Origin of the sequence: Bacillus cereus group sp. BfR-BA-01524 (assembly GCF_022662595.1) — a bacterium.
Classification (GTDB): Bacteria; Bacillota; Bacilli; order Bacillales; family Bacillaceae_G; genus Bacillus_A; species Bacillus_A thuringiensis_S.
In genome coordinates this window covers 1-6,203 of record NZ_JAKUDW010000167.1, presented here as the reverse complement: position 1 = coordinate 6,203, position 6,203 = coordinate 1, and the positions used below count along the sequence as shown (strand labels likewise).

Below are 6,203 nucleotides of genomic sequence, written 5' to 3'. Positions count from 1 at the left end.
AATATATCTATCATAACTCAAAATATATCAACGTTTTTTCAAATATATCGATTTGCCGACAATTCACGACAAAAAAACAGGAGCTCTCTAGCCCCTGTCTTCTAACACTTTCAATACAGTTTGTTTCAATATTTCTACCCCATCCATAATACAACTATGATCAAACCTCATATACGGATGGTGTAATCCAGGTTGTAGGTTTGCTCCTAGTCCAAGCATGACAGCTTTTAAATGTGGTCTTTTGACTGTATAGTAATGGAAATCATCGCTTCCCGTCGTATAGAGCGGTCCCGTACATCTCTCTTCCCCATACGCTTCGAGAATACCTTTACGCATAAAGCGCTCTGCTTCTTCAGAAACCTCCGCTCCTGGTGCAAGATCCATCCATTCGTATGAAGTTTTTGATCCCATCGATGCTGCTGATTCTATGACATGCTCAATCTTTTTCTTTAATTCTTCTAATAGTATATTACTCTCTGCTCTTACATCTAAACTGAAATGACCATTTCCCGGAATAATATTTAAATTATCACCACCAGCTTGGCATCTCGTCATTTTTACTGAATAAGAACTTTGCGGTGGCAGCCAAATATTTTTCAAACCGATATTAATCATGGAAATGACATCAATTGCATTCACACCTTGGTGTGGTCTTGCCCCGTGTGCATCCTCCCCATGAATCATACCCTCTAAAAATCCTGCTGCTCCATGGCGAATAGATGAGGCTGCTTGTTTCAAAGATAGTTCTTCAATCGGTCTTAGATGGACACCAAATAAGAAATCAGCATCATCTACAGCACCTTTCTCCACCATCTTCAAAGCACCATTACCCTTCTCTTCTGCCGGCTGAAAAATAAATCTAACCGTACCATTTTTCCATCTCATATTTTTCAATTGTAAAATAAGTCCCATTACAATAGTCATATGAGCATCATGACCACATGAATGGTTCGCTTTAAATTCTCCATCTACTTCTTGCCAAAGTGCATCCATATCAGCACGAATCGCAATAACTGGATTCCCGCCTCCAATCTCAGCAATTACACCTGGACAATCATCAAATGTTCTATATGAAATTCCTTCTTCTTTTAAAAAGTCAGTAATATACGCTGTCGTTTCATATTCTTTCCAACTTACTTCAGGGTTTTCGTGTAAATGCTGAAAAATCTCCGTTAAGCGCTCTTGTAGTTCTAATGTTTTCAACGTTCCAGTCTCCTTCCCACATTACAAACGATTCGGGTTAATTATACTTATGAAAAACAGATGTTTTTATGAACATATTGAATTTTAAGAAAAAAGTCAATTGTTTATTTTTAAATACTTAAAAAGCTTACTACTCACCTATATTACAAACTAAACAAACAACTAGAACATTCCTTATTTTCTGTTTTTTATGTTGACGCTTACATAAACTTTTAGTTATCATAACCTAATAAACGTCTATTTTACGACAATTCCAAAAATACAAACAAACATACGTAACAAGGAGGAACTTTATGAAAAAAGAAATACCTTTTGGAATAGCGATTATCCCTATTATCATTACCGTTGCAGTTATGATGGTTACAATTGTTGTATTAAAACAAACCCCTCACGTTCCACTTATTATCGGTACAACCGTTGCTTCTATTGTCGCTTGGCGTTATGGTTACAAATGGAATGATCTTGAAGAAGCAATGTATAAAGGGATTCGTCTTGCATTACCTGCTATCGTCATTATTATTCTTGTTGGCTTAACAATTGGTGCTTGGATTGGCGGTGGAATCGTCGCAACGATGATTTATTACGGTTTAAAACTTTTAACTCCATCACTATTTTTAGTTTCCATTACCGTCATTTGTTCTATCGTTGCATTAGCAATTGGTAGTTCCTGGTCTACAATGGGAACAATTGGTGTTGCTGGAATGGGAATTGGCCTAAGTATGGGAATTCCAGCTCCAATGGTTGCTGGTGCCATTATTTCAGGCTCTTATTTTGGCGATAAAATGTCACCGCTTTCAGATACAACTAACTTAGCCGCAGGATTAACAAATACAGATTTATTCGCACACATTCGTCATATGTTATTTACTACAGTTCCAGGTTTAATTATTACTCTTATCGTCTACGCGGTCTTAGGAAGAAGCTTCGGCGCTAACAATATTGATGCGAAAAGCATCGATCAAACGTTACAAGTATTGCAACAAAATTTTGTTATCTCGCCTTTCCTACTCATTATACCCGTAGTCGTTATGGTATTGGTCGCTAAAAAAGTCCCTGCTATACCAGCGATTCTCGTCGGTATTATTTTAGGATTCTTATCACAAGTCTTTATTCAAGGTGGTTCTGTCTCAGCATCTGTCGGTGCACTCCAAGCTGGATTTGTTATAGACACTGGAAACAAGCTAGTAGACGAACTATTTAACCGCGGTGGCTTAGATTCGATGATGAATACAGTCTCTATGACAATTGTCGCTATGACTTTCGGAGGAGTATTAGAACATACAGGTATTCTTCGCTCAATTGTAAATCAAATTTTAAAGTTAGCGAAATCAGCAAAAGGGCTTATCGCTTCTACTATCGCATCTTGTTTTGCAACAAACCTTACTTGCTCTGAACAATATATTTCAATTGTTGTCCCTTCAAGAATGTACGCAAATGCATACACGGAAAAAGGACTACATTCAAAAAACTTATCCAGAGCATTAGAAGATGGTGGAACATTAACTTCTGTCTTCGTTCCTTGGAATACGTGCGGTGTATTTATTCTCGCAACACTTGGCGTAGGTGCATTTGAATATGCTCCTTATGCTATTTTGAATTTCATCGTACCTATTATCTCAATCATTTATGGTATAACAGGCTTCACAATTGTAAAACTATCAGACATTGAAAAAGCAGAACTACTAAAGAAACAAAAAGCTCAACTAGAAGCTTAAAAATAGCGGTAAATTCAGTTCATATAGTGCGCGAGGTCGCCCTTGTTGATAGGGCATTTCCTCGCCGCAAATATGAGCATACCCGTAATCAACTAATTTCTTTAACAACCTTTCTGTCGATCTTCGAGTTACTTGTAAGTACTCAGAAAGGTCAGCTGCTGTAAACTTCAATGACGAGTGCGATTGACTAAATTGAATGATTTTTGACAAGTTGGCCGGACTAAGCTTTGTTTCCTTCGCTATTTTCATTAGTTCCGGATTATCATTTTTCAAACTTTGTACTCTCTGTTCTTTCGGGAACGGACCAAACAAATCTTTATCACTTGTTAGTATATAAAAACAACGATCTATTGGATTATTCTTTGCAAAACTTTGAGCGATTTTTGCATTTTGCTCCGCTTCTTTCACGTTTTTTCCATAACCAAATCCAATTGCTATCGTTCCTTCTACGCTCGCAAACAAGTTATTTATCGCATTTGTTTTAATAATTGATTCGATATCACCACGAGTTGTATACAAAATGCATGTCATTTCATCCACTTGTTTAAATGAACCACGTAGTTCTTTTGAAATGACATCTAGTTTTTCAAGCAAACTCGTTCGTAATTCTAAGGAAGAAATAATACAAGCACCAACAGTAGCTGAATAGCTTTTTGCTAACTCAGCTTTTATTTTCGCATCTTTTAGCCCATGTATAATGGACTGTGTTGGATCAATCATACGCTCTGAAGGAACACCTATTTTTTGAAGCTCATCGTAAACAGCGTGAATACTAGTTAAAGCTAAATGAGCCTCTCCAGATTGATATTTAGCTACATGAAAATCAATAACTCTATTTATCTCATCTTTACTCCACAGCATATTTTCATAATCCAACACTTGCGGACTTTCTTTTATACCGATATCATGGAACACATTTGTAATAAACGAGCGGTCTACTAAATCGATGGAAATGTTATGTGGTTGAATACTTTGATGATACATGATAGAAAGAATTGAAGATGCGACAGTTGTCTCGTCTTGCTGTAAGTATGTACTTGGAATTCGTAATTGTTCTCTTATTTCTTTTGCCATATAATAAGGTAAAGCACCTGAGAAAAAGATGACATCACAAGGCTTTAGACACTTTAATAGTTCAGAAGATTCCGTCGGATGAAGGTAAATATATGGATCAATTTCTATTCCCTCTAATTTTTGAGCAATAGGAAAAAGGTTCTCCATAAACTCCTTTGAACCGACAACTGCAATTTTTATCATCATTTTCTCTAACTCCTTATCATTAATTAACGACTATTTAACGGCAACTATATCAAATGTATAAAACTATTGTAAACAGGAAGGGGTTTCTATTCAATGAAAATTACAGCTATTCATCTTTACGCAATTCGTTTACCGCTTCGCAATCCGTTTGTTATTAGTTATGGTTCTTATTCTGATATGCCCTCTATTATCGTCAAAATGGAAACAGATGAAGGTATTATCGGTTACGGTGAAGGCGTTGCTGATGATCACGTCACAGGTGAATCATGGGAAAGTACTTTCCATACTTTAAAACATACGCTAGCCCCTGCTCTAATTGGGAAAAATCCAATGAATATCGAAAAAATACACGACATGATGGACAATACAATTTACGGTGTTCCAACAGCGAAAGCCGCAATTGATATTGCTTGTTTTGATATAATGGGCAAAAAACTAAATCAACCTGTATATCAATTAATTGGCGGGCGCTACCATGAAGAATTCCCTGTCACTCACGTTTTAAGTATTGCCGATCCAGAAAACATGGCTGAAGAAGCTGCTTCTATGATTCAAAAAGATTACCAATCTTTCAAAATGAAAGTTGGTACAAATGTAAAAGAAGATGTAAAACGTATTGAAGCTGTACGAGAACGTGTAGGAAATGACATCGCTATTCGCGTTGATGTAAACCAAGGCTGGAAAAATAGCGCAAACACATTAACAGCACTTCGTTCATTAGGACATTTAAACATTGACTGGATTGAACAACCTGTTATCGCGGACGATATTGATGCCATGGCTCATATCCGTTCTAAGACAGACCTCCCGCTTATGATTGATGAAGGACTAAAAAGTTCTCGTGAAATGCGCCAAATTATTAAATTAGAAGCTGCTGATAAAGTGAATATAAAATTAATGAAATGCGGCGGCATATATCCAGCTGTAAAGCTCGCTCATCAAGCTGAAATGGCCGGTATTGAATGCCAAGTGGGATCAATGGTCGAATCATCTGTTGCCTCTTCCGCAGGATTCCATGTCGCTTTCTCAAAAAAAATCATTACGAGCGTAGAGCTAACAGGACCATTAAAATTCACGAAAGACATTGGAAACTTACATTACGATGTACCATTCATTCGCTTAAACGAAAAGCCCGGACTCGGCATTGAAATAGACGAAGATACACTACAAGAACTAACCGTCTTTCAAGACGTTGTACGCTAAAGGAGGACTATCATATGACGGCTCTATACGAAGGAACATTAAAACAAAATAACGAATCATTTCACGTTACATTACTATCACTAGAGCACATCGAACAAATTTTATCACTACAAAACATTGTAGTTGAAGCACTAGAAGATAAAAGTCGTTTACAACCACTCTCACAAGAAGAATTTCAATACATTCTAGAAGGAAACGGCATGATGATCGGTGCTTTTATCGAAAACGAACTCATCGCATTTCGCGCTCTACTCGTCCCGCCTATCGATGATGAACATTTAGGGCTTGATATTGGCATAGCAGAAAGCGAACTACATCGCGTCATCTATCAAGAAATCTCAAACGTTCATCCGAACTGCCGAGGAAATGGTATGCAAAAAATATTAGCAAACGTCATCATGGAAGAATTACAAAAAGAAGATAGCAAATATGATTATGTATGCTGCACTGTTGCTCCTTTTAACATTCCGAGCTTGAAGGATAAGTTTGCGCAAGGGATGGAGATTGCTGCATTGAAGGAGAAATATGGCGGGAGTATGCGGTATGTTTTTGTGAAGAAATTGCGCGGAGATAAAGAAAGAGATTGGACGGATGTTCAAAGTATTCTAATGAATGATGCTAATGGACAGCAGGCTTTGCTTTCGGAGGGGTATCGTGGGTATGAGATGGAGAAAGTGGATGGGGATTTTGTTGTGATGTTTGGACGCTAATCTATATACTCGAAAAGAGGAGATGTCTGCTATGACCTCTTCTCTTTTCGATTTGTTGAACAATCCTGTGGTAAATGAAATTATATCAACGATTTTTCGAATATATCTATCA

5 protein-coding genes are annotated in these 6,203 nt (G+C 37.2%); 3 read left to right on the top strand and 2 right to left on the bottom strand.

Annotated elements, in window-relative coordinates:
* Window positions 1-87: 87 nt before the first annotated feature.
* Window positions 88-1,203, bottom strand: a complete 1,116-nt coding sequence (locus MR170_RS29380) for a M20 peptidase aminoacylase family protein (protein ID WP_016083706.1) — start codon at window positions 1,201-1,203, stop codon at window positions 88-90.
* Between the two features lie 293 nt (window positions 1,204-1,496).
* Here MR170_RS29380 and nhaC point away from each other — a divergent pair, with 293 nt between their 5' ends.
* Window positions 1,497-2,918 carry a Na+/H+ antiporter NhaC gene (gene nhaC / locus MR170_RS29375; RefSeq protein WP_000711525.1) on the top strand — a complete coding sequence of 474 codons (1,422 nt, stop codon included), beginning with the start codon at window positions 1,497-1,499 and terminating at the stop codon, window positions 2,916-2,918.
* On the opposite strand, the gene MR170_RS29370 is transcribed toward nhaC, so the two are convergent.
* Window positions 2,907-4,178, bottom strand: coding sequence for a hypothetical protein (locus MR170_RS29370; RefSeq protein ID WP_043937487.1), 1,272 nt, complete (start codon window positions 4,176-4,178; stop codon window positions 2,907-2,909). The genes nhaC and MR170_RS29370 overlap by 12 nt on opposite strands.
* Window positions 4,179-4,271: 93 nt before the next feature.
* Here MR170_RS29370 and MR170_RS29365 point away from each other — a divergent pair, with 93 nt between their 5' ends.
* Entirely contained in the window at window positions 4,272-5,381 is a 1,110-nt protein-coding gene (locus tag MR170_RS29365; RefSeq protein WP_029441482.1) for a mandelate racemase/muconate lactonizing enzyme family protein, read from the top strand.
* 14 nt (window positions 5,382-5,395) lie between these two features.
* Window positions 5,396-6,091 carry a hypothetical protein gene (locus MR170_RS29360; protein ID WP_050842443.1) on the top strand — a complete coding sequence of 232 codons (696 nt, stop codon included), beginning with the start codon at window positions 5,396-5,398 and terminating at the stop codon, window positions 6,089-6,091.
* Window positions 6,092-6,203: the final 112 nt, after the last annotated feature.

What these genes read in the sequence shown, in the direction of transcription:
- MR170_RS29370 (WP_043937487.1), bottom strand. Translation starts at nt 4,178, where the DNA reads ATGATGATAAAAATTGCAGTTGTCGGTTCAAAGGAGTTTATGGAGAAC.
- MR170_RS29365 (WP_029441482.1), top strand. Translation starts at nt 4,272, where the DNA reads ATGAAAATTACAGCTATTCATCTTTACGCAATTCGTTTACCGCTTCGC.
- nhaC (WP_000711525.1), top strand. Translation starts at nt 1,497, where the DNA reads ATGAAAAAAGAAATACCTTTTGGAATAGCGATTATCCCTATTATCATT.
- MR170_RS29360 (WP_050842443.1), top strand. Translation starts at nt 5,396, where the DNA reads ATGACGGCTCTATACGAAGGAACATTAAAACAAAATAACGAATCATTT.